The 25,545-nt window shown below is 74.8% G+C and carries 24 protein-coding genes; 15 read left to right on the forward strand and 9 right to left on the reverse strand.

What is annotated here, in order from left to right:
• Positions 1-96: 96 nt before the first annotated feature.
• A complete protein-coding gene (locus ACJTNH_RS14060) occupies positions 97-396 on the reverse strand; it encodes a WhiB family transcriptional regulator (protein ID WP_246626158.1) in 300 nt (99 codons plus the stop codon).
• Between the two features lie 387 nt (positions 397-783).
• Here ACJTNH_RS14060 and ACJTNH_RS14065 point away from each other — a divergent pair, with 387 nt between their 5' ends.
• Complete coding sequence (locus ACJTNH_RS14065) at positions 784-1,539, forward strand: response regulator transcription factor (RefSeq protein WP_458176660.1); 756 nt, start codon at positions 784-786, stop codon at positions 1,537-1,539.
• A gap of 237 nt (positions 1,540-1,776) precedes the next feature.
• On the opposite strand, the gene ACJTNH_RS14070 is transcribed toward ACJTNH_RS14065, so the two are convergent.
• Positions 1,777-2,205, reverse strand: coding sequence for a DUF5319 family protein (locus tag ACJTNH_RS14070; protein WP_458176662.1), 429 nt, complete (start codon positions 2,203-2,205; stop codon positions 1,777-1,779).
• A gap of 199 nt (positions 2,206-2,404) precedes the next feature.
• Between ACJTNH_RS14070 and guaB the strand changes: the two genes are divergently transcribed.
• The 4 genes from guaB to ACJTNH_RS14090 all read left to right on the forward strand — a co-directional run bounded on the left by guaB (position 2,405) and on the right by ACJTNH_RS14090 (position 7,834).
• Positions 2,405-3,925: an IMP dehydrogenase gene (guaB, locus tag ACJTNH_RS14075; RefSeq protein WP_458176664.1), complete on the forward strand. Its 1,521-nt coding sequence runs from the start codon at positions 2,405-2,407 to the stop codon at positions 3,923-3,925.
• A 3-nt stretch (positions 3,926-3,928) separates the two neighbouring features.
• Positions 3,929-5,098 (forward strand): GuaB3 family IMP dehydrogenase-related protein, encoded by a 1,170-nt coding sequence (locus tag ACJTNH_RS14080; protein WP_458176666.1) that lies wholly within the window; start codon positions 3,929-3,931, stop codon positions 5,096-5,098.
• 8 nt (positions 5,099-5,106) lie between these two features.
• Positions 5,107-6,675 carry a glutamine-hydrolyzing GMP synthase gene (gene guaA / locus ACJTNH_RS14085; protein WP_458176668.1) on the forward strand — a complete coding sequence of 523 codons (1,569 nt, stop codon included), beginning with the start codon at positions 5,107-5,109 and terminating at the stop codon, positions 6,673-6,675.
• Between the two features lie 133 nt (positions 6,676-6,808).
• Positions 6,809-7,834: a sodium:calcium antiporter gene (locus ACJTNH_RS14090; RefSeq protein WP_458176670.1), complete on the forward strand. Its 1,026-nt coding sequence runs from the start codon at positions 6,809-6,811 to the stop codon at positions 7,832-7,834.
• A 96-nt stretch (positions 7,835-7,930) separates the two neighbouring features.
• On the opposite strand, the gene ACJTNH_RS14095 is transcribed toward ACJTNH_RS14090, so the two are convergent.
• Together ACJTNH_RS14095 and ACJTNH_RS14100 are read right to left on the reverse strand one after the other, a co-directional pair.
• Positions 7,931-8,197 carry a hypothetical protein gene (locus ACJTNH_RS14095; protein WP_458176672.1) on the reverse strand — a complete coding sequence of 89 codons (267 nt, stop codon included), beginning with the start codon at positions 8,195-8,197 and terminating at the stop codon, positions 7,931-7,933.
• Positions 8,190-9,131 (reverse strand): PspC domain-containing protein, encoded by a 942-nt coding sequence (locus tag ACJTNH_RS14100; RefSeq protein ID WP_458176674.1) that lies wholly within the window; start codon positions 9,129-9,131, stop codon positions 8,190-8,192. The genes ACJTNH_RS14095 and ACJTNH_RS14100 overlap by 8 nt, the downstream gene beginning before the upstream one ends.
• A gap of 132 nt (positions 9,132-9,263) precedes the next feature.
• On the opposite strand from ACJTNH_RS14100, the gene ACJTNH_RS14105 reads away from it, so the two are divergent.
• Together ACJTNH_RS14105 and ACJTNH_RS14110 are read left to right on the forward strand one after the other, a co-directional pair.
• A complete protein-coding gene (locus ACJTNH_RS14105) occupies positions 9,264-10,478 on the forward strand; it encodes an ATP-binding protein (RefSeq protein WP_458176676.1) in 1,215 nt (404 codons plus the stop codon).
• Complete coding sequence (locus ACJTNH_RS14110; protein WP_458176678.1) at positions 10,475-11,140, forward strand: response regulator; 666 nt, start codon at positions 10,475-10,477, stop codon at positions 11,138-11,140. Before ACJTNH_RS14105 ends, ACJTNH_RS14110 begins: the two co-directional genes overlap by 4 nt.
• A gap of 24 nt (positions 11,141-11,164) precedes the next feature.
• On the opposite strand, the gene ACJTNH_RS14115 is transcribed toward ACJTNH_RS14110, so the two are convergent.
• The 3 genes from ACJTNH_RS14115 to ACJTNH_RS14125 all read right to left on the reverse strand — a co-directional run bounded on the left by ACJTNH_RS14115 (position 11,165) and on the right by ACJTNH_RS14125 (position 13,356).
• Positions 11,165-11,899, reverse strand: a complete 735-nt coding sequence (locus tag ACJTNH_RS14115; RefSeq protein WP_458176789.1) for a PIG-L deacetylase family protein — start codon at positions 11,897-11,899, stop codon at positions 11,165-11,167.
• Between the two features lie 13 nt (positions 11,900-11,912).
• The gene (locus tag ACJTNH_RS14120) at positions 11,913-13,001 is read right to left on the reverse strand and encodes a diguanylate cyclase (RefSeq protein ID WP_458176680.1); all 1,089 of its coding nucleotides are present in this window, start codon (positions 12,999-13,001) and stop codon (positions 11,913-11,915) included.
• A 73-nt stretch (positions 13,002-13,074) separates the two neighbouring features.
• Positions 13,075-13,356 (reverse strand): chorismate mutase, encoded by a 282-nt coding sequence (locus ACJTNH_RS14125; protein ID WP_458176682.1) that lies wholly within the window; start codon positions 13,354-13,356, stop codon positions 13,075-13,077.
• A 262-nt stretch (positions 13,357-13,618) separates the two neighbouring features.
• Between ACJTNH_RS14125 and pcrA the strand changes: the two genes are divergently transcribed.
• Positions 13,619-15,910 carry a DNA helicase PcrA gene (gene pcrA / locus ACJTNH_RS14130; protein WP_458176684.1) on the forward strand — a complete coding sequence of 764 codons (2,292 nt, stop codon included), beginning with the start codon at positions 13,619-13,621 and terminating at the stop codon, positions 15,908-15,910.
• A 213-nt stretch (positions 15,911-16,123) separates the two neighbouring features.
• On the opposite strand, the gene ACJTNH_RS14135 is transcribed toward pcrA, so the two are convergent.
• On the reverse strand, positions 16,124-17,089 hold the full coding sequence (locus ACJTNH_RS14135) for a M23 family metallopeptidase (RefSeq protein ID WP_458176685.1): 966 nt from the start codon (positions 17,087-17,089) through the stop codon (positions 16,124-16,126).
• Between the two features lie 276 nt (positions 17,090-17,365).
• Complete coding sequence (locus tag ACJTNH_RS14140) at positions 17,366-18,280, reverse strand: esterase/lipase family protein (RefSeq protein ID WP_458176686.1); 915 nt, start codon at positions 18,278-18,280, stop codon at positions 17,366-17,368.
• Between the two features lie 155 nt (positions 18,281-18,435).
• Here ACJTNH_RS14140 and ACJTNH_RS14145 point away from each other — a divergent pair, with 155 nt between their 5' ends.
• The 7 genes from ACJTNH_RS14145 to ACJTNH_RS14175 all read left to right on the forward strand — a co-directional run bounded on the left by ACJTNH_RS14145 (position 18,436) and on the right by ACJTNH_RS14175 (position 25,442).
• Complete coding sequence (locus ACJTNH_RS14145; RefSeq protein ID WP_458176688.1) at positions 18,436-19,476, forward strand: hypothetical protein; 1,041 nt, start codon at positions 18,436-18,438, stop codon at positions 19,474-19,476.
• Positions 19,477-19,510: 34 nt separating this feature from the next.
• Positions 19,511-19,921: a cobalamin B12-binding domain-containing protein gene (locus ACJTNH_RS14150; protein WP_299952360.1), complete on the forward strand. Its 411-nt coding sequence runs from the start codon at positions 19,511-19,513 to the stop codon at positions 19,919-19,921.
• A 105-nt stretch (positions 19,922-20,026) separates the two neighbouring features.
• A complete protein-coding gene (sucC, locus tag ACJTNH_RS14155; RefSeq protein WP_458176690.1) occupies positions 20,027-21,187 on the forward strand; it encodes an ADP-forming succinate--CoA ligase subunit beta in 1,161 nt (386 codons plus the stop codon).
• Between the two features lie 75 nt (positions 21,188-21,262).
• Positions 21,263-22,141 (forward strand): succinate--CoA ligase subunit alpha, encoded by an 879-nt coding sequence (gene sucD, locus ACJTNH_RS14160; protein WP_458176692.1) that lies wholly within the window; start codon positions 21,263-21,265, stop codon positions 22,139-22,141.
• Between the two features lie 599 nt (positions 22,142-22,740).
• Positions 22,741-23,451 carry a hypothetical protein gene (locus ACJTNH_RS14165; protein ID WP_458176694.1) on the forward strand — a complete coding sequence of 237 codons (711 nt, stop codon included), beginning with the start codon at positions 22,741-22,743 and terminating at the stop codon, positions 23,449-23,451.
• 94 nt (positions 23,452-23,545) lie between these two features.
• Positions 23,546-24,187 (forward strand): hypothetical protein, encoded by a 642-nt coding sequence (locus ACJTNH_RS14170; RefSeq protein ID WP_458176696.1) that lies wholly within the window; start codon positions 23,546-23,548, stop codon positions 24,185-24,187.
• A 61-nt stretch (positions 24,188-24,248) separates the two neighbouring features.
• A complete protein-coding gene (locus ACJTNH_RS14175) occupies positions 24,249-25,442 on the forward strand; it encodes a cell division protein PerM (RefSeq protein WP_458176698.1) in 1,194 nt (397 codons plus the stop codon).
• Positions 25,443-25,545 lie beyond the last annotated feature (103 nt).

Genomic DNA, 25,545 nt, shown 5'->3' on the forward strand with positions numbered 1-25,545 from the left:
CCTGTGGGCGCCGCCGCGGGGGGGCGCCCCCCCGGCCGCCCGCCCCCCCCCCCTCTCGCGTGCTCCTCGGCGGGTGAGGTCCTCCCCGCCGGACGATCAGACCCCGGCTGCGATGGCGGCGGGCTCGGCGGCGATGAGCCGCGCCCGCTCCTCCTCGCTCATGCCGCCCCAGACGCCGTACGGCTCGCGCACCGACAGTGCGTGCTGCAGGCAGGACTGGACGACCGGGCAGGTGCCGCAGACGGCCTTGGCGGCGGCCTGGCGCCGCGCTCGGGCCGGCCCGCGCTCACCGTCGGGGTGGAAGAAGAGCGACGTGCTCTCGCCCCGGCAGGAACCGTGCAACTGCCAGTCCCAGACCTCGGCGACGGGGGTGGGCAGTCGGCGGATGTCAGCCATTGGACCTCCTCGGCTCGGGTGCACCGGGGGGTCTGCCCGGTCACTTCCGGCCCGATGCCCGTTGCCGAGCGGCCGCAAACACGTGTGGTCGTGCTCGTTCTGCGAGATCGGCCGAGATGTGCTTCAGGCGTCGCGCCCCACCGGGGTGCCACGGCGCGCGTCCCACGTCACTCACCCGCGGGGGTGACGGTGCCTGTCGCCCTACCACCGTGCGGATCAAGGTGGTCACAGGGAGTGCCGACCACCGGGGTGGGGGACACCCGCCACCCGTCCGGGGACACCGGGGGTGCGGCACCCCAGGAGCGGGGGCCCACCTCGCTCCGGGACCTGCCCGGGCCGTGCCCGGGCGGCAGGTCGCCGGCTCCGCCGGCGCAGACGGGAGCAAGGGTGATCGAGGACAGGATGCGCGGCAACGGCAGCACCGGGGCCGTGGTCTGGGTGTTCGACGAGCGGCGCCGGGTCCGCGACGAGGTCGCCGGGCGACTGCTCGCCCTGCCCTTCGTCAGCCGGGTCGAGGCGGTCGGTGACCCGGCGTCGCTGATGGCCCGGCTGGACAACCGGCTCCCCGACGTCCTGCTCGTCGGGACCCAGCGGGCCACCGACAGCGGGCTGTCCGTGGCCACCCAGGTGCTCCGGTCGCACCCCTCGCTCCCGGTGCTCATGCTGGGTGCCCCGGACGACGCGGAGACGGTGCGGGCGGCGGTGGCCTTCGGCGCCCGCGGCTACCTGCGCTGGGACGCCAGCCCGGTGGAGCTGGGCCTGGGGCTGTCCCGCACCGGCATGCGCCCCGAGGGCCGCCCGGTGCAGCAGCTGGCCCCGGCGCCCCGCAGCCCGCAGCACGCCGTCGCCCTCGCCGGTGCCCCCGCCGGCTCGCCGTGGGGCGGCGCGAGCCCGCTGGCCGGCCTGGCCCCCACCACGGTCCGTTCCACGGTGCCCGAGACGCCGCACGTCGCGCTGTCGGCGCGGGAGATGCAGGTGCTCACCGGGATGAGCCAGGGCAAGAGCAACGCCCAGATCGGCCGGGAGCTCTACCTGTCCGAGGACACCATCAAGACCCACGCCCGGCGGCTGTTCCGCAAGCTCGGCGCCAAGGACCGCGCCGAGGCCGTGGCCACCGGCTTCCGCCGCGGCATGATGCACTGACCAGCACCGAGAAGCGCCTGAGCGCGGTGTCCGATCCCTCGGACACCGCGCTCAGGCGCATCTGGACGTCGATCCCCGAGTGGCCGCGCCGGGGACGGCACCCTCGCGGTCCGGAGGACCGCTGTCCGGACCGCGGTGGGCCCGGAGGGTCCGACGCGGAGCGGACGGAACGGCTCAGCGGCGGCCGGGCACGGCAGCTGGCCGCGGTGCGGCCCGGAGGGTCGCGATGAGCAGGGCTCAGTCCTCGCGGGCGTGCCGGCCGGCGCCGTGGCGGCCGGTGGGCTCCTCCCGCTCGGCCAGCGCGGCCACCCCGTCGGCGTAGCCGCTGGCGTAGTCCCAGCTGACGTAGTCGTCGGGGTCGGGGTCGAACGGCGGTTCGTGCCGGCCGGTCTGCCCCTCGTCGAGCAGCTGGCGCAGGTTGGCCTGCATCAGCGCCCAGTCGACGTGGTGCTCCTCCTGGCAGTCGGGGCAGTCGACGACGATGCCCTTGACGCCGGTGGGCTCCAGCAGGGTGCGGAAGACCTCCAGCTCGGCCAGGTCGTCGAGCACGCCGGCTCGTTCCTCCATGGTCAGCGGTGGCTGTCCGGAGTGGTCGCCCGAGCCGAGATCGCCCCCGAAGTCCGGGTCGCGGTCCGGCTGCGCGCCGAACTCGTCCCACGCGTCCACGTGTCCTCCTCGCCGGTGTGCACCGGCCTGCTGTGGCGTTGCTGGCTGTGGTGTTGCTGGTCAGTCGGCAGGTGGCCGGGCCGGCCGGCCGCCGGACAACCGTAACGGGGCGGAGGCCCTGCACGGGGGCCGCCTAACATGAGATGGGTTCCCGTGCGCCTCGGAGGCGCTCCCACCGAAGTCGAGAGGGTGGCGGCACATGCAGCCCGACGAGCGCACACCTGAACTGCCGGCCAAGTTCGCCCCGCTGGGGCTGACCTACGACGACGTCCTGCTGGTGCCCGGCGCCTCGGACATCGTCCCGACCGACGTGGACACCAGCACCCGGCTGACCCGCGGCATCCGGCTGGCCATCCCGCTGGTCTCCTCGGCGATGGACACCGTCACCGAGTCGCGGATGGCGATCGCCATGGCCCGTGCGGGCGGCATCGGCGTCCTGCACCGCAACCTCGCCGCCGAGGACCAGGCCGGCCAGGTCGACCTGGTCAAGCGCTCCGAGGCCGGCATGGTGACCAACCCGGTCACCTGCTCCCCGGACAACACGCTGGCCGAGGTCGACGCCCTGTCGGGCCGGTACCGCATCTCCGGCGCCCCCGTGGTCGACGCCGAGGGCGGGCTGGTCGGCATGGTGACCAACCGCGACATGCGCTTCGAGACCGACCAGAACCGCCTCGTCCGCGACGTGATGACGCCGATGCCGCTGGTCACCGCGCCCGTCGGCGTCGACCCCGAGCGCGCGCTCGCGCTGCTCAAGCAGCACAAGATCGAGAAGCTCCCGCTGGTCGACGACGCCGGCCGGCTCCGGGGCCTCATCACCGTCAAGGACTTCGTCAAGCGCGACCAGTACCCCAACGCCACCAAGGACGTCGACGGCCGGCTCTCCGTCGGTGCCGCGCTCGGCGTCGGCGAGGACGCCTACAAGCGGGCCGGGCTGCTCGTGGACGCCGGGGTCGACGTGCTCGTCGTCGACACCGCCCACGGCCACCAGCGGGCCGTGCTGGACATGGTCGCCCGGGTCAAGGCGGACTTCGCCAACGTCGGGCACGGCGTGCAGGTCGTCGGCGGCAACATCGCCACCCGGGCCGGTGCGCAGGCCCTGATCGACGCCGGGGTGGACGCGGTCAAGGTCGGGGTCGGCCCCGGCTCCATCTGCACCACCCGCGTGGTGGCCGGGGTCGGCGTCCCGCAGGTCACCGCCATCTACGAGGCCAGCCTCGCCGCCCGGCCGGCCGGGGTCCCGGTCATCGCCGACGGCGGGCTGCAGTACTCCGGCGACATCGCCAAGGCCCTCGTGGCCGGCGCCGACACGGTGATGATCGGCGGCCTGTTCGCCGGGGTCGAGGAGGCCCCGGGCGAGCTGGTCTTCATGAACGGCAAGCAGTACAAGACCTACCGCGGCATGGGCTCGCTGGGCGCGATGCAGAAGCGCGGCAACCAGTCCTTCAGCCGCGACCGGTACTTCGCCGACGACGTCCTCTCCGACGACAAGCTCGTCCCCGAGGGCATCGAGGGCCAGGTGCCCTACCGGGGCCCGCTGTCGGGGGTCGCCCACCAGCTGGTCGGTGGCCTGCGCGCCGGCATGGGCTACGCCGGCGCCGCCACCGTCGCCGACCTGCAGGACCGCGGCCAGCTCACCCGGATCACCTCCGCGGGGCTGACCGAGAGCCACCCGCACGACATCCAGATGACCGTCGAAGCCCCCAACTACCGAGGCCGCTGACCCATGCCCGTACGTGACAACGTCGAGATCGGCCTGAACCGCTTCGCCCGCCGGGGCTACGACCTGGACGAGGTGTCGATCGTCCCCTCGCGGCGCACCCGCGACCACGACGACGTCTCCACCGCCTGGCAGATCGACGCCTTCCGGTTCGACATCCCGCTGGTCACCAGCCCCAGTGACGCAGTGGTCAGCCCGGCCACCGCGGTCGCGGTCGGCCAGGCCGGTGGCCTGGGCGTGCTCAACGCCGAGGGCCTGTGGACCCGGTACGACGACCCGACCGACGTGCTGCGCCGGCTGCGCGAGGCCGCCGGCCCCGACGCCGGGCCGCCGACCGCGCTGCTGCAGGAGGTCTACGCCGAGCCGGTGAAGCCCGACCTGATCAGCGCCCGGGTCAAGGAGATGCGCGACGCCGGGGTCACCACCGCCGTCCGGGTCTCCCCGCAGCACACCGTCGGGCTGGCCCCGACCGTGCTGGCCGCGGGCGCCGACCTGCTGGTCATCCAGGGCACGATCGTCTCCGCCGAGCACGTCACCACCGCGGGCGAGGCGCTGAACCTCAAGGAGTTCATCGCCGACCTCGACGTCCCGGTGATCGTCGGCGGTGCCGCCGACTACCAGACCGCGCTGCACCTGATGCGCACCGGTGCGGCCGGCGTCATCGTCGGGGTGGGCGCCGACAGCTGGTCGACCGCCGACGCCGTGATGGGCATCCGGGTGCCGCTGGCCAGCGCCATCGCCGACGCCGCCGCGGCTCGCCGCGACTACCTGGACGAGACCGGTGGCCGCTACGTGCACGTGATCGCCAACGGGCGGATCGAGACCAGCGGCGCCATCGCCCGGGCCCTGGCCTGCGGCGCGGACGCCGTCCAGCTCGGTGAGCCGCTGCGGGTCGCCGAGGAGGCCCCGGGCGGCGGCGTGTGGTGGGACTCGGTGGCCGCGCACCCGCGGCTGCCGCGCGGCGGCACGTCGGCCCCGGCGGCGCCCCGCGGCACCCTGGACCAGGTGCTCTTCGGCCCGGCCGAGGCCTCCGACGGTCGCACCAACCTCTTCGGCGCGCTGCGCCGCACGATGGCCAAGACCGGCTACCGGGACCTCAAGGAGTTCCAGCGGGTCGACCTGGTCCTGGGCGGGCGGGGCGACGTGGCCGACGTGCCCGGTCACCGGGCGGGCTGACCGCACCGATGAGCATGGACTTCCCGACGGTGCTGGTCGTCGACTTCGGCGCCCAGTACGCCCAGCTGATCGCCCGGCGGATCCGCGAGGCCGGCGTCTACTCCGAGCTCGTCGGCTCCGACGTGCCGGTGGAGGAGCTGCTGGCCCGCAAGCCGGCGGCGATCGTCCTCTCCGGCGGCCCGTCCAGCGTCTACGCCGAGGGGGCGCCGCAGGTCGACCCGGCGGTGTTCGAGGCCGGCGTGCCGGCCTTCGGCATCTGCTACGGCTTCCAGGCGATGGCCGCCAGCCTGGGCGGCACCGTCGCCCGCACCGGCGACCGGGAGTACGGCGGCACCCCGCTGACCGTCACCACCCCCGGTCGGCTGTTCGGGACGACGCCGAACGAGCAGTCGGTGTGGATGAGCCACGGCGACGCGGTCAGTGCCGCCCCGCCCGGGTTCACCGTCACCGCCACCTCCACCGGCGCCCCGGTCGCGGCGTTCGAGGACGTCGACCGGCGGCTGGCCGGAGTGCAGTTCCACCCGGAGGTGAAGAACACCCCGCACGGGCAGACGGTGCTGGAGCACTTCCTGTTCGACATCGCCGGCCTCGAGCCGAGCTGGACGATGGCCAACGTCGTCGACGAGCAGGTCGCCGCCATCCGGGAGCAGATCGGCGACCGGCGGGCGATCTGCGGGCTGTCCGGCGGGGTCGACTCCGCGGTGGCCGCGGCGCTGGTCCAGCAGGCCATCGGCGACCGGCTCACCTGCGTCTACGTCGACCACGGGCTGATGCGCGCGGGCGAGACCGAGCAGATCGAGCGCGACTTCGTCGCCGTCACCGGCGCCGACCTGCGGGTGGTCGACGCCAGTGAGCAGTTCCTCGGCGCGCTCGCCGGGGTCAGCGACCCGGAGACCAAGCGCAAGATCATCGGCCGGGAGTTCATCCGGGTCTTCGAGCAGGCCGCCCTCGACGTCGTCGCCGACGCCAAGGAGCACGGCGAGACCGTCGACTTCCTGGTGCAGGGCACCCTCTACCCCGACGTCGTCGAGTCCGGGGGCGGCACGGGGACGGCGAACATCAAGAGCCACCACAACGTCGGTGGGCTGCCCGAAGATCTGACGTTCACCCTGGTCGAGCCGCTGCGCACGCTGTTCAAGGACGAGGTGCGCGAGGTGGGCCGCCAGCTGGGCCTCCCCGACACCCTGGTGCAGCGCCAGCCGTTCCCCGGCCCGGGTCTGGGCATCCGGATCATCGGCGAGGTCACCCGGGAGCGGCTGGACGTGCTCCGGCAGGCCGACGCGATCGCCCGCGAGGAGCTGACCGCGGCCCACCTGGACACCGAGATCTGGCAGTGCCCGGTGGTGCTGCTGGCCGACGTCCGCTCGGTGGGCGTGCAGGGCGACGGGCGCACGTACGGCCACCCCGTCGTGCTGCGCCCAGTGTCCAGCGAGGACGCGATGACCGCCGACTGGACCCGGCTGCCCTACGACGTGCTGGCGCGCATCTCCACCCGGATCACCAACGAGGTCGCCGAGGTGAACCGGGTCGTGCTCGACGTGACGAGCAAGCCGCCGGGCACCATCGAGTGGGAGTAGGGACCCCGTCGCCCCCCACGCCTCGCAGGCTCGGCGCGGGCCCCTGCGACGGGGCCGCTCCAGCACGTCACCGGCTCGTGGCGGGCCCCTGCGAGAAGGCCGGACATGACCGTTGGCGGTGGGAGGTGCCGCGGTGACCACCGGGACGTGGCCGCTCGTCCCGAGCGCGATCGCACTGGTCGCGATGGCCGTCGTCATCGTGTTCGCCGGTGTCCGGCTGACCAAGGCCGCTGACGAGCTCGCCGACCGGACCGGGCTCGGTGACGCCATCGGCGGGGCCCTGCTGCTCGGCGCGGTCACCTCGCTGCCGGGCAACGTCACCGTCCTCACCGGGGCCCTGGAGGGGGACGCCGGGTTCGCGCTGGCCAACCCGGTCGGCGGCATCGCGCTGCAGACGGTCTGGCTGGCCGTCGCCGACCTGGTGTACCGCCGGGCCAACCTCGAGCACGCGGCGGCGTCGCTGGAGAACGTCATGCAGTCGGTGGTCCTCATGGCGATGCTGTCGCTGCCGGTGATCGCCTACGCGACGCCGCAGCTGACGCTGGGCTGGGTCCACCCGGTGACGCTGCTCATCCCCCTGCTCTACGCCTACGGGTTGCGGTTGCTCCGCCGGATGCACGACCACCCGATGTGGGTGCCCACCCACACCTCGGCGACCGAGGGCGACCACGCGGACGAGGGGAGCGGCTCCGACCGGTCCACCCGCCGGCTCTGGGCCACCCTCGCCGGGCTGGGACTGGTCGTCGGCGTCGCCGGCTGGGTGGTGGGGCAGGCCGGTCTCGGTGTCGCCGCCGGCACCGGCCTGGAGGGCGGCATCATCGGGTTCACGCTCACCACTGCCGTGAGCTCGCTGCCCGAGCTGGTCGTGCTGGTCACCGCGGTGCGGATGGGGCAGCTCACCCTCGGGGTCGGCAACATCGTCGGGGGCAACGTCTTCGACATGCTGATGATCGCGGTCGCCGACCTGGGGTACCTGGACGGTTCCCTGTACCGGGACGCCGGCTCGACCAGCCTCGTGCTGCTCGGCGGCACCATGCTGCTGATCGCAGTCCTCACCGCCGGGCTGGTGATGCGTGACCGGAAGGGGATCGGCTTCGAGGGCCTGCTCATCCCGGTCATCTACGCCGCGACCGTCGGCCTGGCGGTGATCAGCCGATGACGAGGGCCCGGGGAGCTCTCGCTCCCCGGGCCCTCGTGGTCGGTGTCTCGGGCCGGTGCCGGGTGACCCCGCCCGGCACCGGTCCTCGGCGGCGGGTCAGCGGCGGCGGCGGGCCCGGCGCAGCTCGTTGACCAGCAGTGCGATCCCGGCGCCGATCAGCAGCACCCAGGAGAAGCCGTGGCTGAACCAGTCCAGCGGCAGGGTCACCCCGGTCATCAGCAGGACGGCCAGCCCGATGAACAGGATGCCGGCGACCAGCGGCAGCGCGTCGACGTCCCGGCGCGGCGCGGCGTCGTCCTCGGCGGGCAGCCCGCCGGGGAGGACCTCGGTCTGCTGCCGGCCGTAGGGGTCGTGCTCAGCCACGGGACACCTCCACGTCGCCCAGACCGGAGGAGATCGTGAGCACGATCTCCGGGTCGTCGTCGTCGCTCCAGTCGGCGGAGCCGCTGCCGGGGAAGTAGCCCTCGTCGACGATCTCGCCGAACAGCTCCACCTCCCCGATGCCGTTGTCCACGCTCACCCGGACGTCGGCGGCGTAGGGCACCACCACGTCGATGTCGCCCACGCCCGCGTCGATCTCGGTGGTGATCGGCCGGCCGGTGCCGTCCAGGTCGATCCCGGTGAGGTCCAGGGTGAAGTCGCCGGCACCGTGCTCGTAGACCGACTGGACGCCGGCGGCGGTGATCGGCCGGTACGTGCGGTCGCCCATCTCCCCGTTGGGCAGCTGCACGGTGGAGGCCACCAGCAACGCCGCGGACAGCAGCAGACCGAGGGTGATCAGCCCGCCCTTGGCGCCGCGGCCGACGCCGGTGAGCGCACCGACCACCAGCCCGACGCCGACGACCAGCAGCGCGCTGCCCAGGAAGCCGCGGGGGCCGAGGTCGAGGTCGGTGAACTGGGTGACCAGGACGCCGAGCCCGAGCACGATCAGCAGCGCCGCGACGGTCACCCCGGGCACCGGTGAGCGCGGGCCGGACGGCGCCCGGGTGGCCGGGGCAGCCGGGTCACCGGGCTGCGCGGCGGGCGCCGAGGGCATGAGCAGCCACAGCAGCAGGTAGATGATGATGCCGCTGCCGCCGGCGAGGGTCAGGGCGATCGCGCCGACCCGCCAGAGCAGGGCGTCGATGCCGGTGTACTCGGCGAGGCCGCCGGCGACGCCGCCGATCACCCGGTCGTTGCGGCTGCGCCGCAGCTGCGGGCGGGGCGCGGGTCCGGGGGTGGGCGGAGGTGGCGGCCAGGAGCCCGGGGGCTGCGCGGCCGTGGGCGGCGGGGCCGACGGGGGGAGTGCTGAGGTCATGGCACCAGCCTGCCGACCCGGTGGCCCCGGCGGTATCCGGGAAACCCCTGGCCCGACCCTGATCCGCGTCGGCCTCGCTGCCCCGGGTGATCACCGGTGTGCCTGCACGGAGGACGGTGACACGATCGTCCCGTGACCACCAGCACCGCGCCGGCCGCCCGGCCGTCCACGGGCGCCCCTGCCCGGCCCCCGCTGGCGCGCCCGGCCGACGACCGGTTGCTGGCCGGGGTCGCCGCGGGGACGGCTGCGCACCTGCGCCTGGACCCGCTGGTCGTCCGGGTCGTCGTCGTGGGGCTGGCGTTCACCGGGGTGGGGGTCGTCGCCTACGCGCTGCTGTGGCTGACCATGCCGGTCGCCGACCCGGACGGCGACGGCGCCCCCGGGGCCGTGCTCGGGCAGCGCCCCAGCCGCCGCCAGCTGATCCTGCTGTCGCTGCTGTCGTTCGCCGCCTTCGGGCTGGTCTCCCAGCTGCTCACCTTCGGCGGCTACGACGTCGTCCTGCCGCTGGTGCTGGCCGGCATCGGGCTGGCGCTGATCTGGCGGCAGACCGACACCGACGCCACGCTCTCCCGCCGCACCGGCCGCTGGGGGCTGGCCGCCGGCGTCGTGGTCGGGGTGCTGGGCGTGGTGCTGCTGCTGGCCACCACCGGCCAGCTGGCCAACGCCCGCAACGGCTTCACCGCCACCGTCGTCATCCTCGTCGGCCTGGTGCTGGCGACCGCACCGCTGTGGCGCCGGCTGCTCGACCAGCGCGCCGCCGAGCGGGCGGCCCGGATCCGGTCCGAGGAGCGGGCCGCGGTCGCCGCGCACCTGCACGACTCGGTGCTGCAGACCCTGGCGCTCATCCAGCGGCACGCGGATGACCCCACCGTGGTCGGCCGGCTGGCCCGCAGCCAGGAGCGGGAGCTGCGGGCCTGGCTGTACGAGCCGACGGTGGCCACCGGCGGCACCTGGGCGGGGCTGGTCGCCCGGCTGGTGGCCGAGGTCGAGGCCGACCACGCCGTCACCGTCGACCCGGTCGTCGTCGGCGACGTGCCCGTGGACGACGCGGTGGCGACCCTCGGCCAGGCGGCGAAGGAGGCGGTGGTCAACGCCGCGAAGCACTCCGGCGCGGCGAGCGTCTCGCTGTACAGCGAGGTCACCCCGACGTCGGTGACGGTGTTCGTGCGGGACCGCGGCGCCGGGTTCGACCCGGCCACGGTGCCGGGTGACCGGCGCGGCCTGCGGGACTCGGTGATCGGCCGGCTCACCCGGCTGCAGGGCACGGCGACGGTGCGTTCGGCACCAGGAGAGGGGACCGAGGTGGAGCTCTGCCTCCCACGCGAGCAGACGGAGGCCACGGCGTGAGCGGCACCCGGGTCTTCCTCGTCGACGACCACGCGATGGTGCGCGCCGGCGTGCGGACCGAGCTCGGCGAGGACGTCGAGGTGGTCGGCGAGGCCGCGGACGTCGCCAGCGCGGTCGCCGGCATCCGGGCCAGCACCCCCGACGTGGTGCTGCTGGACGTGCACCTGCCCGGCGGCGGCGGGCACGCGGTGCTGGAGACGCTGCGCGCCGAGCTGCCCGGCACCCGGTGGCTGGCCCTGTCGGTCTCCGACGCCGCCGAGGACGTCATCGCGGTCATCCGGGCCGGCGCCCGCGGGTACGTCACGAAGACGATCTCCGGCGCCGAGCTGCGCGACGCCGTCCGCCGGGTGGCCGAGGACGACGTGGTCTTCAGCCCGCGGCTGGCCGGGTTCGTGCTCGACGCCTTCGCCGCCGCGGGGCCGGCGACCCCGGCCCCGGCGGCGGAGGACCCGGCGACCGACCCGGGGCTGGACCTGCTCTCGGCCCGGGAGCGGGAGGTGATGCAGCTGCTGGCCCGCGGCTACACCTACCGGGAGATCGGCGGCCGGCTGTTCATCTCGGTCAAGACGGTGGAGTCCCACGCCAGCAACGTGCTGCGCAAGCTGCAGCTGTCCAACCGCAACGAGCTCACCCGCTGGGCGGCCACCAACCGGTTGCTGTAGCCCGCCGATCCCGCCGGATCCGGCTCAGGCGGTGTAGACGACCTGGAACGCCTCGGCCAGCCGGCCCTCGGGCAGGCCGTGGGAGCGGGCGTTCTGCCGCATCCAGCCGGTCAGGAACTCCTCCAGCTGCCCGTCGGGCAGGTGGGAGACCTGGCTGGCGTGCGAACGCAGCGCGGCCAGCTTCCGGTCCAGGACGTCGGTGACGTCGACGGCGTGGTCGGAGTGCGGGCCCCCGCCCAGCCAGACCTCGGACACCGTCCACTCCTGGAGGCCCTCGTCGGCCAGCAGCTCGGGGAAGGCGAAGGGGTTGCGGGCGTCGGGGTACACGGCGCGCAGGGTCGACTCGCCCACGGTCATGTGGTCGGGGTGGCTGGCCCCGATCCGCTCGTAGAAGCGCTCCGGCGAGCTGGTGAGCACCCGCTGCGGGCGCACCTGGCGGATCACCCGGCTGATGTCCCGGCGCAGGTCCAGGCTCAGCTCCAGCCGCCCGTCCGGGTAGCCCAGGAAACGGACGTCGGTGACACCCACCGCATCGGCCGCGGCGCGCTGCTCCGCACGGCGCAACGGCCCCATCTGGTCGCGCGGGGTCTCGTCGAACCCACCGGCGTCCCCGTCGGTCACCATGCAGTAGGTGACCTCGGTGCCCGCCGCCGTCCAGGTGGCGACCGTCCCGGCGCTGCCGAAGTCGACGTCGTCGGGATGGGCGAGCACGCACAGGACGCGGTCGACGTGCTCGGCAGGGGCGGTGGGCAGCGGCATCACGCGCGGCAGCCTAGGTGTGGGCGCCGGTGACCGGCTGGCGGGGGGAGTCGGGGACCGGCTCGGCCGCGACGACCTGGTTGCGTCCGTCGCGCTTGGCCCGGTAGAGCGCGCCGTCGGCGGCGCGGAGCAGGTCGGTCAGGTCGTCGGTGCCGCCGGCGCCGCACACCACGCCGGCCGACAGGGTCACCGGCAGGCCCGACAGCGGCTCGGCCTGCACCGACCGGCGGAGCCGCTCGGCCACCTGCAGGGTGCCCGGGGCATCCCGACCCGGCAGGAGGACGACGAACTCCTCACCACCGATCCGGTAGGCGATGTCGGAGACGCGCAGCTCCTGGCGCAGCCGGTCGGCCAGCTCCCGGAGGACGAGGTCGCCGCGGTCGTGCCCGTGTTCGTCGTTGACCTGCTTGAAGTGGTCGACGTCGAGCATGACCAACCCGATGCAGGTGCCGGCCTCGGCGGCCCGGCGCTGCAGGTCGGCGAACCGGGCGTTGAGCGTGACCCGGTTGTAGAGCCCGGTCAGCGGGTCGACGACCGCCTCGTCGCGGGAGTGCAGGTCGGCGCTGAGCAACCAGTGGCCCGCCAGGGCGAGGCAGCCCAGCAGCGCCAGGTAGGCGACCACGTGCAGCCAGTCCGGAGCCGGCACGGCCGGCGGTGCGAGGACCACGGCCAGGACGGCCAGCACCATCGAGGTGAGCATGCCGGTGACGAACAGGGGCAGCCGGAAGGCCACGGCCTGGCTGAAGACGGGGACGACCATCAGGGGCAGCAGCGGGCTGGTCGCACCGCCGCTGACCACCACCGCCGCAGCGGCGTTGACCTCCAGGAGCAGGAAGGCGACGGCACCGATGGCCTCGGCGTTCGGCAGCCTCCGGTGCAGCTGGACGCCGCCGATCATCGTCAGCCCGCCGAGGACGACGAGCCCCACCAGCGCCGGACCGTGCCACCAGGAGGCCAGCAGCGTCGTCCCACCGACCAGGGCGCCGATGGGCTCGGCGTTGCGGAACCGCGTGTGCATGTCCGCGTACCGGGCCTGGTCGGCCAAGTTGCCGCGCAACCACCGGGACAGGCGTCCCTCGGTCGAGACGGCGCGTGCGGTCACGGTGAGGACATCGACCGCGCTGAGCCGAGCTTGACGCACCACCCGGCATCGTCCCCCGGACGGGTGGAGCGGCTCAGAGCCGGCCGCGGCCCTGACGCAGCAGCATCATCCCGAGCGCGGCGCCGTCCGGACCGAGCGCGGTGCGGAAGCGGTCGAGCACCCGCTGCTCGCGGGACAGCGACAGCCGCATGCCGCCCGAGGCGGTGCGCAGCGCGCCGATCTCCCGGGAGACGGCCAGCCGGCGCTGGACCAGTTCGATGATCTGGGCGTCGCAGGCGTCGATCTCGGCGCGCAGCGCGTCGATGCGCTCGGCCGGCTCGGCAGGGCTGTCGGTGGGGGAGAGGGTGGTGCTCATCGGGTCCTCCGGGGCGGGTGGGAGGCCGTCGGACCCGGGACAGAGAAAACGCCCCGGGGCCTTGGGCCCGGGGCGTCGTGTGCGGTGGCTGATCAGCCAGCGAGTACGGACACCGGAACCCGGTGGCCGTAGTGAAACTCGCGATGCATCAGCACGCCGGGGAGTCTGCCACACCCCCGGACCGTGCGGCCAGGTCACGCCCTCCCCAGCCGACACGCTGGCCCCCGGCGGTGTCGGTGTCCCGGCTTAGAGTGGCTGCGTCATGAGCAGCCCCCAGCACACCCTCCCCGGCACCGCCGCGCTCGCCCGGCAGACCCCCGGCCAGACCGGCCGCGAACTCGACCGGATGCTCGCCGGCCTCAACGGCCCGCAGCGCGACGCCGTCGTGCACGAGGGCAGCCCGCTGCTCATCGTCGCCGGCGCGGGCTCGGGCAAGACCCGGGTGCTCACCCACCGCATCGCCTACCTGCTGGGCGCCCGCGGCGTGCAGCCCGGCGAGATCATGGCGATCACCTTCACCAACAAGGCCGCCGGGGAGATGAAGGAGCGGGTCGCCGCCCTGGTCGGTCCGCGGGCCCGGGCGATGTGGGTCTCGACCTTCCACTCCATGTGCGTGCGCATCCTGCGCGCCGAGGCCGCCAAGCTCGGCATGAAGAGCTCGTTCACCATCTACGACCAGGGCGACTCGGTCCGGCTGATGACGATGGTCGCCCGCGACCTCGACCTGGACGCCAAGCGCTATCCCGGGCGCAGCCTGGCCAACCAGGTGTCGAACCTGAAGAACGAGCTGATCGACGAGGAGTCCTACGCCCCGCAGACGGCGCCGGAGAAGGTGCTGGCCGAGGCGTACGCGCTGTACCAGCGGCGGCTGCGCGAGGCGCACGCCATGGACTTCGACGACCTGATCATGACCACGGTGCACCTGCTGCAGGCCTTCCCGGACGTGGCCGAGCACTACCGCCGCCGGTTCCGGCACGTGCTGGTCGACGAGTACCAGGACACCAACCACGCCCAGTACGTGCTGGTGCGCGAGCTGGTGGGCACGCACGGCGGGCCGGTGCCCCCGGCCGAGCTGTGCGTCGTCGGCGACGCCGACCAGTCGATCTACGCCTTCCGGGGCGCCACGATCCGCAACATCGACGAGTTCGAGCGCGACTACCCCGAGGCCACCACGATCGTCCTGGAGCAGAACTACCGCTCCACCCAGCGCATCCTCAAGGCGGCCAACCAGGTCATCGCCCGCAACACCGCCCGCCGGCCGAAGAACCTCTGGTCCGACGCCGGCGACGGCGAGCTGATCGAGGGCTACGTCGCCGACAACGAGCACGACGAGGCCGCCTGGGTCGCCGAGCAGATCGACGCGCTCACCGACGAGGGCGCGGCCAGGCCTGCGGACATCGCGGTCTTCTACCGGACCAACAACGCCTCCCGGGTGTTCGAGGAGGTGTTCATCCGGGTCGGCATGCCCTACAAGGTCGTCGGCGGGGTGCGCTTCTACGAGCGCCGCGAGGTCCGCGACGCGGTGGCCTACCTGAAGGTGGTCGCCAACCCGGCCGACGTGGTCAGCCTGCGCCGGGTGCTGAACACGCCCAAGCGCGGCATCGGCGAGCGCGCCGAGTCCGCGATCGAGCGGTTCGCCGACCGGGAGCGCATCCCGTTCGCCAGCGCGCTGCGCCGCGCCTCGGAGGTGGGCGAGCTCGCCACCCGCTCGCTCAAGGCGATCCAGGAGTTCGTCGCGCTGCTGGAGGAGTTCGAGCAGCTGGTGGAGACCGGCTCCGGCCCGGCTGCCCTGCTGGAGAGCATCCTCGACCGCACCGGGTACCTCGCCGAGCTCGAGGCGAGCACCGACCCGCAGGACGAGGGTCGGGTCGACAACCTCAACGAGCTGATCTCGGTGGCCGCCGAGTTCGAGGCCGCCTCCCCCGAGGGCACGGTCACCGACTTCCTGGAGCAGGTGTCGCTGGTCGCCGACGCCGACCAGATCCCGGTCACCGGCGACGAGGCCGGTGTGGTCACGCTGATGACCCTGCACACCGCCAAGGGGCTGGAGTTCCCGGTCGTCTTCCTCACCGGCCTGGAGGACGGCGTCTTCCCGCACATGCGCGCGCTGGGCGACCCGCGGGAGCTGGAGGAGGAGCGCCGGCTGGCCTACGTCGGCATCACCCGGGCCCGGCAGCGGTTGTTCCTCTCCCGGGCGACGGTGCGCACCAGCTGGGGGCAGCCGGCCTACAACCCGCCGTCCCGGTTCCTCGACGAGCTGCCCACCGACGCCGTCCACTGGGAGCGGCTGGAGCCGGCGCCGACCAAGGCGATGGGCTCGGCGCAGTCGCGGGTCGCCTCGACCGGGCTGTCCACCGGCGGGCTGCGCGGCGGTGCCGGCAACCGCCCGGTGATCAACGTCGAGATCGGCGACCGGGTCAGCCACGACGCGTTCGGGCTGGGCACCGTCGTCGAGATCAACGGCGCCGGTGACAAGGCCCAGGCGACGGTCGACTTCGGTTCCGGCGGCACCAAGCGCCTGGTGCTCCGGTACGCCCCGCTCGTCAAGCTCTGACGGCGGGCCCCCGTCGCAGGGTCCCCGCGAGCTCGGCGGGTGACCGTGCGACGGGGCCGCCGGTCACGGCTGCCCGTGGCTCGGAGCCGACGATCCAGGGGACGCCGTGGGGCCGGCAGACCCGTGCGCAGGACGCCAGGGCCCCACGCGCTCCCGGGGCGGCTGCACGTCGGCCTCAGCGCGCTCACCCGACCGGAGCGCGGGGCTCCGGCGTCAGCCGACGGAGAGGCCCCGGTCGTTGAGCCAGGCCTCGGGGTCGATCGGCTTGCCGTTCATGCCGCCGCTGTGGATCTCGAAGTGCAGGTGCGGCCCGGTCGACTGACCCTGGTTGCCGACCTTGGCGATCTGCTCGCCGGCGGACACCACGTCCCCGGCGGAGACGCTGTAGTACTTCATGTGCCCGTAGATCTGCACGTTGCCGTCGGCGTCCTGGATGTAGACGGCGTTGCCGTAGCCCGAGGCCGGTCCGGCGCGGAGCACGACCCCGTCGGCGGCGGCGAGGATCGGGGTGCCCAGCGGGGCGGCCAGGTCCAGCCCCCAGTGCATGGTGCCCCAGCGCTGGCAGAAGCAGGTGGTCAGCCGGCCGTCGGTGGGCACCACGAAGTCCGGCTCACGCGCGGCCCGGGAGGCGGCGATCTCGTTGAGCCGGGCCTGCGCCTCGGCCTGGCTGATCTCACCGCGGGCGCCGGCCACGTCGACGCCGCCGGAGAAGCTGGCGTCGGCCATGCCCAGCCCGTAGTCCTGCCCGGAGGCGACCGGGGGGACGTCGGAGGCGCCGGTGCCCAGCAGCGAGGCGGCCAGCGCTCCGGCCACGGCGACGGCGAGCAGCAGCGGGGCGCGGCGCCCGGGCGGGCGCGGCAGCGAACGGCGGCGGGTGCGGTCGGCAGCGGCGGGGCCGTCGGCGGCGCGGTCGGCGGCGGTGCGGCCGGTGGCGGCGCGGTCGGCGGCGGCGCGCGGGCGGCGGGAGAGCAGCACCCGGCGGGCGCGACGCGGCTGGTCGGCGGCCCGCTCCGGGTCGGTGACGTCCGGGGCGTCAGCGGGCTGGGTCGCGGCCCAGGCGTCGTCCCAGTCCCAGTCGCCGTCGAGGTCGCCGGCCCAGCCGCCCGTCGCGGGCGCGGCGTCCAGGACGCGGTCGTCCTCGGCCCGGGTGCGGCCCACGGGCTCACGGAGACTGGTCAACGGGACACCTTCCGGCGGCGACGCCACGACATGGTCGCGGGTCTGACGGGCACCGGCCGGGGGAGCGGCTGGTGCGTGCGCAGTGGTTCGGTGACCCCGGCGGGAGGAATCCCATCGGTGTCATTCGCGGACGCTACGGACGGCCGGTGTGGGGTTCAATCACCTGACAGCACGTGTCGCCATGTCGTCTCTGAGTGACGACACCCGTCACAGAGGTCGCGTCCGAGAGCGAGGCGTGCCGGCCGGTGGGGTGACGGACCGGCCATCAGCAAGGGGTCAGGCGGCGGCGGGGAGTGGCTCGTCGCCGCCAGTGCGGAGGCCCGCCAGGATGGCGGCCACCTCGTCGACCACGCCCCGGTGGATCGGCAGTGACATGTGCCCGACCCCGCGGACCAGCACGTTGCGGGCCTGGAGGTCGGGGTGCTCGCAGCGGCCGGCCGCCGACGGCACGACCATCTGGTCCAGATCGCTGTACACCGCGGTCACCCGGGTGCGGCAGCCCGGCACCGGCGCGGCCAGCTCCTGGAACAGCGACGAACCCGGCCGCAGCTGCCGGACCAGCCGGGTCGGCAGTGCGTGCGCCCACCAGCTCCCCCCGTGCGGCGTCCCGAGGGTCACCAGGGACTCGATCCGCTGGTCACCGCCCAGTCGCTGCACGAGGTAGCGGGCGACCAGACCGCCCAGGCTGTGGCCGACGACGTGCACCCGGTCGTGACCGGTCTCCCGGCAGACCCGCTCCACGTGCCGGCCCAGCGCCTCGGCGGCGCTCTCGACGTCCCGGAGCAGTGGGCTGTAGTTCCACGAGCACACCTGGGCGAAGCCCCGGCGGCGCAGGCTGCGGCGCATCACCGCGAAGACCGACCGGTTGTCGACCAGGCCGTGCACGAGCACGACCGGGATCCGGGCGGCCAGCGGGTCGGCGGCGAACAGCGCCCGGGCCGTCGGTGGCTGGGTGCCGGGGCGGAAGCTGCCGTCGGGCCGCAGCCGCTCGGCGCGCGTGCCCAGCGGGTAGAGCAGTGCGTGGGCGCCGACCCAGGCCAGCTCGGTCAGGCTGCCGGTGAGCGCCGTGGGGGAGACGAGGGAGCGCAGGCCCTTCCGGACGGCGGTGAGCGGCGCCTCCGGGACGTCGCTCCCTGCCGGAGCCGTCGACGCGTGCCACGCTGGTGCGGAGGACAGAACGGTTCCGTGCACGCCGTCCTCCCCGTCCCGCCTCGGCACCGCACCGGGCGGTGCGCCGTGCACCTGGTGTGCTCCCTGTCGGGACGGTAATGCCCCGTTGTGCTGGACGTCACACACCGGACACACGACACGCCCCCGCGACCAGACGACCTCCCGAGGAGACGACCGTGCCCGCCCGTGACCGTGTTCCCGCCACTCCCGCCCAGGGCGGAGGGGCGACGTCCGCGCGCCGGGGTGGCGGTGGGCGCGCCCGAGCAGTCGCCGGCACCCCGGCCACCGACCAGCTCGTGGTGGGCACCGTCCCGGTGCTGGCCCGCGTCACGGGGGCGCTGCTGGTGCTGGCCGGCCTCGTCGGTGCGGTCGCCGTCTTCCCGACCTACCTCGTGGTCGGCGGCCAGGCGCTCCGGTTCGCCACCGGGCCGCTGGACGCGCTGGTCGCGCTGGTGGGTCCGGTGGCCACGCTCGTCGTCGGGGCCGGACTGCTGCTGGGCCGGGTGCCGCGCCTGGGGCTGGCGTTCGCCGCGATCGGTGCCGCTCTCGCGGTCGGCCGGCTGCTGATCGAGCTCTACCGCGGCAACGGGTCGACGACCCGGCCGGCGATCGAGGTGCTCGCCGGCGAACGGGTGCTCACCAGCTCCGTGGAGACCGGTGCCGGCTGGGTGCTGGGGGTGGTCGCGCTGGGGCTGACCGTGCTCGCCGGCCTCGTCGCCATCGTCGCGTGGGGGCGCACGGTGATGGAGGACGGCGGCTCGCTGGACCCCGTCCGCCCGGCGCTGGCGGGCGCGGCCGTGCTGCTGTCGGTGGCCGCCGTGCTCTGCCTGGCCCTGCCGGCGGCCGACGTCCCGGACCGGGTGGTCACCGACCCGACCACCGGCCTGGAGACGGTGGTGGCCACCGAGGGGCCGCAGGCGCTGCTGGAGCGACCGGGGCTGGCCCTGCTCGGTGGGCTCCTGCTGGCCGGTGCCCTGGTGCTGTGCGCCGTCATCGCGCCGTCGCTGCGACCCCGCCTGGGTGCGGTGGGCGGCCTCCTCGCCCTGGCGGTGTCCCTGCTGACCGCCGCCCTGGCCGGGCTCCGGGACGCCGTGCACAGCGACGCCCTGGAGTGGACCGTCCCCGGCGCCGGGCTGCTGGTGCTCGCGGTGGGCATGGTCGCCCTGACCCTGCTGGCCTGGCGGTGGCGCGCCGGGACTGCCTCGACCGAGGGGTGACGCAGACCACGTCCGGGCCCCTAGAGTCCCGGGCGTGGCAACCGAACGCATCCGTGTGGTGATCGCCAAGCCCGGTCTCGACGGCCACGACCGCGGCGCCAAGGTGGTCGCCCGCGCGCTCCGCGACGCCGGCATGGAGGTCGTCTACACCGGGTTGCACCAGACGCCCGAGCAGATCGTGGAGACGGTGGTGCAGGAGGACGCCGACGCCGTCGGCCTGTCGGTCCTCTCCGGTGCGCACATGACCCTGTTCGCCCGGCTCGCCGAGCTGCTGCGCGAGCGCGGGGTCGACGACGTCGTGGTGTTCGGCGGCGGGATCATCCCCGACGCCGACCTGCCCGAACTGGCCCGGCTCGGCGTCGAGCGCGTGTTCACCCCCGGGGCGACCACGGAGGAGATCGTCGGCTGGGTGCGCGACCACGTCGGCGCCGTCGCGGAGGCCTGACCGCGCCGCCCCGGTGCCGTCCAGCGGAAGAGACGGGTGAGACGTCCCCCTCGGACGGAGGGCACGTGACGCGCGCCGACCGGGGGCGGGCTACGGTCCTTGCTCGTGGATCTCTTCGAGTACCAGGCCCGTGACCTGTTGGCCTCGCACGGCGTGCCCGTGCTCCCCGGCGGCGTCGCCGAGACACCGGAGCAGGCGGAGGCGATCGCGCGGGAGATCGCTGCGCCCGTCGTCGTCAAGGCGCAGGTGAAGACCGGCGGCCGCGGCAAGGCCGGTGGCGTCAAGCTCGCCGACGACCCCGAGAGCGCCAAGGCGCGTGCCCAGGACATCCTCGGCCTGGACATCAAGGGCCACGTCACCCGCAAGGTGATGGTCGCCCAGGCCAGCGACATCGCCGAGGAGTACTACTTCTCCTACCTGCTCGACCGGTCCAACCGCACCTTCCTGGCCATGGCCTCGAAGGAGGGCGGCATGGAGATCGAGCAGCTCGCCGTCGAGCGCCCGGAGGCGCTGGCCCGCATCCCCGTCGACGCCTCCGTCGGCGTGGACGCGCAGAAGGCCGCCGAGATCGTGGACGCCGCCGGCTTCCCCGCCGAGGTGCGCGACCAGGTGATCGCCATCGCCGTCCAGCTCTGGGACGTCTTCGCCAAGGAGGACGCCACGCTGGTCGAGGTCAACCCGCTGGCCAAGGCCCCCGACGGCACCGTGCTCGCCCTCGACGCCAAGGTGACCCTGGACGAGAACGCCTCCTTCCGGCACGGCGAGCACGACGCCCTCGAGGACGTCGCCGCCGCCGACCCGCTCGAGGCCGCGGCCAAGGAGAAGGACCTCAACTACGTCAAGCTGCAGGGCGAGGTCGGGATCATCGGCAACGGTGCCGGCCTGGTCATGAGCACCCTGGACGTCGTCGCCTACGCCGGTGAGGAGTTCGGCGGCGTGCGCCCGGCCAACTTCCTCGACATCGGTGGTGGCGCCTCGGCCGAGGTCATGGCCAACGGGCTGGGCATCATCCTGTCCGACCCGGCCGTGAAGAGCGTCTTCGTCAACGTCTTCGGCGGGATCACCGCCTGCGACGCCGTCGCCAACGGCATCGTCGCGGCGCTGGGCCAGCTCGGTGACGAGGCCAGCAAGCCGCTGGTCGTCCGGCTCGACGGCAACAACGTGGAGGAGGGCCGGCGGATCCTCGCCGAGGCCGCCCACCCGCTGGTGACCGTGGTCGACACCATGGACGGCGCCGCCCGCCGCGCCGCCGAGCTCGCCGCCTAGAAGGACCCCTTCCCCTCCACCTCGCAAGCTCGGCGCGGGCCCCTGAGGGGGGCCGTTCCAGACAGGACAGCAGAGATGTCGATCTTCCTCACCGAGAACAGCAAGGTCATCGTCCAGGGCATGACCGGCTCCGAGGGGCGCAAGCACACCCAGCGGATGCTCGCCTCCGGCACCGCCGTCGTCGGTGGCGTCAACCCCAGCAAGGCCGGCCAGAGCGTGGACTTCGACGGCGCCTCCGTGCCCGTCTTCGGCTCCGTCGCCGACGCCATGAAGGAGACCGGGGCCGACGTCACCGTCGTCTTCGTGCCGCCCAAGTTCGCCAAGGGCGCCGTCCTGGAGGCCGTGGACGCCCAGATCGGGATGGCCGTGGTCATCACCGAGGGCATCCCGGTGCACGACTCGACCTACTTCTGGGCGCACGCCCAGGGCGGCTCCACCCGGATCATCGGCCCGAACTGCCCCGGCCTGATCAGCCCCGGGCGGTCCAACGCCGGCATCATCCCGGCCAACATCACCCAGGCCGGCAAGATCGGCCTGGTCAGCAAGTCGGGCACGCTGACCTACCAGATGATGTACGAGCTCCGGGACATCGGCTTCTCCACCGCCGTCGGCATCGGTGGCGACCCGGTCATCGGCACCACGCACATCGACTGCCTCCAGGCCTTCCAGGACGACCCGGAGACCGAGGCGATCGTGATGATCGGTGAGATCGGTGGCGACGCCGAGGAGCGCGCGGCGGACTTCATCAAGGCCAACGTGACCAAGCCCGTCGTCGGGTACGTGGCCGGCTTCACCGCCCCCGAGGGCAAGACGATGGGCCACGCCGGCGCCATCGTCTCCGGCTCGGCCGGCACCGCCGCCGCCAAGCAGGAGGCCCTCGAGGCCGCTGGCGTCCGGGTCGGCAAGACCCCGTCGGAGGCCGCCCGCCTCATGCGGGAGATCGTCGGCGGCTGACGCCCCGACCCGCGGCCCTCACCGCGACGCGCACGACCGCCCGCTGCCCGGTACCTGTCCAGGTGCCGGGCAGCGGCGTCTGGGCGGGCATGCTGGAGGGGACGCACCGGGTCGCCCGGTGGGCCCGCGCCGGGCCCGGGGCGGCGAGGTGAGCGGACGAGCAGGAGGAGGGCGACGCGATGACCGCGAGTGGTCCGGATCAGTCGGGGCACCCCGAGCAGGACCCGCGGGCCGCTGGGCAGCCGGCGCCCGGGGCATGGCCGCCCGGCGGGCCGGGCCGGCCGGAGCAGGCGCAGCCCTGGCCGGCCGCCCAGCCGCCGTCCTGGCAGCCGGCCGGGCACGGCGACCCGTCGGGTCCAGCCCCCGTCGGGCAGCCCCACGCGCAACCGCCGTACGGCCAGACCCCCTACGGTCAGCCCCCTCACGGGCAGGCCCACTGGCAGCAGCCCTACGGTCCGCCGTCCCACGGGTCGCCGTACGGCCCGCCGCCGTACGGGGCACCCCACGGGCAGCCGTCTTACGGGGCGCCCCACGGGCAGTGGGCGTACGGGCAGCCGTCCTACGGCCCCCCGCCGTCCTACGGCCCTGGTCACGGACCGGTGGCCGGCCCCGCGCGACCGTCGGGCGGGTTCGACGTCCGGCGTCTCCGGATCGCCGACCACGCCGTGGCCGCGGCGACGCTGCTGACCCTCGTGTTCATGGTCCCGAACTGGGACAGCGACGGGTTCTTCTACGCCTACAACGGGTTCGACGTCTCACCGATGACCTTCGGGTTCCTGCTGCTCCTGCTGGCCACCGCCTGGACCGTCGTCGCCGCGGGAGCCGATCTCCGGCCACAGGTCCCGCGGGGGGTGGTCACCGTCAGCCTGACCGGGCTGGCCCTGCTCATGACGCTGATCGCCTGGCTCCGCACCTTCGCCGACGGGTTCAGCGTGCCTGCGCTCCTCACCCTCCTCGCCGTGACCACCGCCGCCACGTTCGCCGTGCTGGGCCTGCTGCCCGAGCTGCGCGACCGCCCGGCGCTGACCGGTCAGCTGGGCCAGGCCGCCGCGTGGGCCGGTCGACCGGGGCCGGGGTCCGCGGGGGCCGGGGCGCCGCCGCAGACCGCCGGTTGGCAGCCGCCGCAGACTGCGGGGTGGCAGCCGCCGCAGCAGTCACCGTGGTCGTTCCCCGGCGCGCAGGGCTGGACCGCCGCCCCGCCGCCGGACGCCGGCGCGGCCCCACCGGCGTCCGGCGGTGCGACCGCGTGGCTGCCACCGGACCGGGACGGCGGCGCGCCGGGCGGGCCGCAGCCGCATGACCGGGGCTGACCCCGGCCGGCCGGTCCACCCGCTCCCCGAGCCGGCCCGGGACGCCCCGCGGCAGGTCGGACGGGTCTCCCGGGCGGGACGGCTCGGACGGCGGGTGCTGTCCCGACCCCGGGTGGTGGTGCCTGCCGGGGCCCTGCTGTTCCTGCTCGGGGCCGGCCTGCCGTGGTTCCGGACGCCGACCGGCGGGGCCGGTGACCGGGCCGCCACCACGGTCAACGGGTTCGACGCCGGGATGCTGGTCGTCGCGGCGGGCGCGCTGGTGCTGGCGGCGGTCTGGGCACTGCTGCCCGACCGCGCCGTGCCGCGCCTGCCCTTCCCGGCGGCGCTCGTCACGGCGGGGCTGACCGTGCTCTCTCTGCTGTTCACCGTGCCCGAGTGGCTCACCACCTTCGACCGGGGCGTCAGCGCGGCCGGACTGCTGGCCGTGCTGGGCGCCGCGGTCGCGACCGTCTCGGCGCTGACGGCCGCGGTGGTCGCCGTGCGTGCCTGGCCGCTGGCGCCGCCGCGGTCGGCCGCGGCGACCGCCCCGGACGGGGACCCTGATGAGGCGGCCACGCCGGACGAGGGAGCTGGTCAGGGAGGTCCCGGAGCGGCGACCCGTCCGGGCGCCGGCGCCGAGGGGCCAGCAGCGGCGGGCGTCCGCGACGGGGCCGACGTCGACGGTGTCGCGCCGCCGGGTCAGCGCGACGGCGTCCCCGGGCTGGGCCGGCCGTGGGCCGTGGAGGCGCGGGAGTGACCCTGCACCACGTCGGCGCGTGCACCGCACGCCCGGTCGCCGGGCTTGCGAGAGTGGGGAGGTGACCTCGCTGCTGACCCGCCTGCCCTCGCTGGGGGGCTCCGGGGCGAGCGCCCGGCGCCGCCCGGCCGGCTGGTTGGCCGGTGGGGCCGCGCTGGCCGTCTCGGTCCTGGGGCTGCTCGGGCTCGGGCTCGCCCTCGTCGTCGTCCAGACGCTGGACCCCGACGGGGGCATGTCGGTCGGCTCCTCCGCCCGGCTGGCCGGTCAGCTGTGGCTGCTCGCCCAGGGCGCGGAGCTGCAGCTGGCCTCCGGGCCGTTGCGGCTGGCGCCCCTGCTGCTGACCCTGGTGATCGCGTGGGGGCTGAGTCGTGCCGCGGGCTCGGTGGTGGCCCTCCGGGAGCTGCGCACCGCGGCAGAGGTCGCGCCCGTGCTGGGCGTCGTCGTCGGCGTGCACGTCGCGAGCACCCTGGCCCTGGCGCTGCTGGTCGACACCCCGTCCGCCGACGTCGGGTTGCTGCGCACCCTCGTCTCGTCGCTGCTGCTGGCGTCGGTGGCCGCCGGCTGGGGGGCGCTGCGCGACTCCGGGCTGAGCGCCGAGGTGGCCGACCGGTTCCCCGGGCCCGGCGCCGCGCTCGCCCAGGCCGTCGTCGCCGGGACGCTGACCCTCGCCGCCTGCTGCACCGCGGTGATCGCCGTCGCCCTCGTCGACGACGTGGCCGGGGTGAGCCGGCTGATCACCGGGCTCGGCGGGGCCAGCGCTGGGGCGGCCGGCCAGGTGGGCCTGAGCCTGCTGCTGCTGCCGAACGCCACCGCCGCGGTGATGGGGCTGGCCGCCGGGCCGGGATTCCTGGTCGGCGCGGGCACCCTGGTGTCCGTGGGTGGGGTGACGCTGGGCAGTGTGCCGGCCCTCCCGCTGATGGCGGCACTGCCCGACACCCAGGCGGTCCCCCTCCTGGCGTTCGTCTCCCAGGCGCTGCCGGCGCTGGCCGGGCTGGTGGCCGGGGTGGTGCTGGGCCGGCGGCTGGGGAACGCGGACGGCGGCACGGTCACCGCTGCCCTCTGGGGTGTGGTGGCCGGCGTCGGTGTGGGGGTGTCGGCGGGCCTGTGGGTGCTGGTGGCCGCCGGCCGGCTGGGCGACGGTGCACTCGCCGAGGTGGGCGCGCCCGCGCTGGCCACGGGTCTGGCGATCGCGGCCCAGGCGGGCATCGCCGCGGCGCTGTCGGCGGCGGTCAGCCGCTGGCGGGCCAGGGGCTGAGGAGGTGCGGCGGGGCGGTCCGCCGCGAGCAGGGGGGCCGTCCGCCGGGCCCGCCCCGGCCGGGCACCCACCAGGGGGCCGGGGTGCACCCGGCTAGGGTCAC

The organism is Modestobacter lacusdianchii, from assembly GCF_054177765.1.